General features: G+C 69.6%; 2 protein-coding genes. One reads left to right on the top strand and one right to left on the bottom strand.

Annotated elements, in window-relative coordinates:
* Positions 1–147 precede the first annotated feature (147 nt).
* Complete coding sequence (yczE, locus tag VFG33_RS29835) at positions 148–825, bottom strand: membrane protein YczE (RefSeq protein WP_325056318.1); 678 nt, start codon at positions 823–825, stop codon at positions 148–150.
* Positions 826–887: 62 nt separating this feature from the next.
* On the opposite strand from yczE, the gene yczR reads away from it, so the two are divergent.
* The coding region (gene yczR / locus VFG33_RS29830; RefSeq protein WP_325056317.1) for a MocR-like transcription factor YczR at positions 888–2,105 on the top strand (1,218 nt) is incomplete at its 3' end.

Raw genomic sequence — 2,105 nt, 5'->3', positions numbered from 1 at the left:
CCCGTTCCTGGTGGCCGCGCAAGCTGAAGATCAAGCCGGCCGAGGCTTCTGAGCAGAAGAGGCTCGAGCCCGTCGGCTGACCCCAGAGCGCAGGCTGAGGGGTCCTGCGATGCGGGTCCCGGTCCACCTGGTCCGGGACCCGCTGCTTTATTTGTCGGCGAGCTTGACGGTGAAGAGCGGCAGCAGGACGTGGACCAGCGGGCCGATCGCCAGGGCGTAGGCGACTGTGCCGAGGCCGACGACACCACCGAGAAGCCAGCCGATTGCGAGAACCGTGACCTCGATGGTCGTACGAACCAGGCGCACGCTGCGGCCGGTACGTCGTACGAGACCCGTCATCAGGCCGTCGCGCGGGCCCGGGCCGAGCTGGGCACCGATGTAGAGCGCGCCGGCCAGGGCGTTCACCACGATGCCGCCAAGCATGAAGACGATCCGCAGCCAAAGCTCGTCCGGCCGGTCCACCGTCGACAGCGTCAGGTCGGTCACCAGGCCGATCACGATGGCGTTGCTGATCGTGCCGAGGCCGGGCCACTGCCGCAACGGGATCCAGGCGAGCAGCACCACGAAGCTCATCACGATCACCACGGTGCCGAAGCTGACATCGACGTGCTTGATGATGCCGGAGTGCAGCACGTCCCAGGGATCCAGGCCGAGGTTGCCCTGGATCATCAGTCCCATCGAAGCGCCGTACAGGGTGAGGCCGAGGTAGAGCTGGACGAGACGTCGCGGCAGGTGCCCGGCTCGCAGTTGCTCGATCGGGTTCAGCGCGGCGAGTGGTCTGCCCCGGACGGTCTTGCCGCTGGGCGCTTCAGAAGTGGCGGTCACATGCTTCAGTCTGTGGCTGATTGGCCTGGTGTTCGATAGCCAATTACGCAATAGTGGACTGCATGACAGGGCAACATGTGCCCGCCAGCACGCTCGGCGGCCTCCTCGGCAGCTGGTCCGAGGCGTCCGGCCCGGCCTATCGGAGCCTGGCCGAGCGACTGCGGCTGCTGATCGCCGACGGGCGGATCATGCCTGGCGCGCGGCTGCCGAGTGAGCGTGAACTGACGGATGCTCTCGGAGTCAGCCGAACCACGGTCGCGTCGGCGTACCGGGAACTGCGGGACCGCGGCTACCTGACCAGCAAGCGGGGGTCCGGCAGCGTCACCTCCTTGCCGTCGCGCCTCGAGCCGGAACTCGGGCGCCACCATGCTCCGGGCATCGACACCGGCGGCCTCTACGACTTCACCTGCGCTGCTTCACCCGCCGTCGCCGGCCTCAGTACTGCGTTCGCCGAGGCGCTCGATGATCTTCCGGCGCATCTGGCGACCCCTGGCTATCACCCGCAGGGGATCCCGGAACTGCGCGCGGAGATCGCCGCGCGCTACGCCGAGCGCGGACTGCCTACCACCCCGGACCAGATCATCGTCACGGCCGGCGCCCTGGCGGCGACCTCGATCGCGGTCCGGGCGATGACGCAGATCGGCGACCGGGTGCTGACCGAGAGCCCGACCCACCCGAACTCGGTGGACGCGATCCGCCGCAGCGGCGCCCGGGTGGTCGCCGTCCCGATGAGCCCCGGCGGCTGGGACCTTCCTTTGCTGGAGGCAACGATCCGGCAGACTGCGCCGCGAGCCGCCTGGCTGGTGGTGGATTTCCAGAACCCGACCGGCTGGTTGATGTCCGACGCCGACCGGCAGCGGCTGGCGAACGCCTTCGCCCGGGCCCGGACCACCGCGATCATCGACGAGACGTTGTTCGAGCTGTCGCTGGACGGGCAGCGGATGCCGGCCCCGTTCGCCTCCTTCGATCCCGGCGGGGTGATCACCGTCGGTTCGGCGAGCAAGTCGCTGTGGGGAGGGCTCCGGATCGGCTGGCTCCGGGTGCCGGAATCCCTGGTCGCCCGGATCCTCGACGCCCGCGCCTCGCTGGACCTCGGCGCGCCGGTGCTCGAGCAACTCGTCGTCGCGCGGCTGCTCCGCTCGTCGCTGGTGGAGGAACGTCGCGCCGGACTGGCTCTGCGCCGGGATGCGCTGGCGTCCGCGTTGACGTCGCTGCTGCCGGACTGGCGGTTCGAGCTGCCGGGAGGCGGGTTGTCGTTGTGGTGCGAGCTGCCCGCGGCG

The organism is Kribbella sp., from assembly GCF_035687465.1.
Taxonomy (GTDB): Bacteria; Actinomycetota; Actinomycetes; order Propionibacteriales; family Kribbellaceae; genus Kribbella.
Note: the sequence above shows the minus strand (reverse complement) of the source record. Positions and strands in the feature narration are given on the sequence as shown.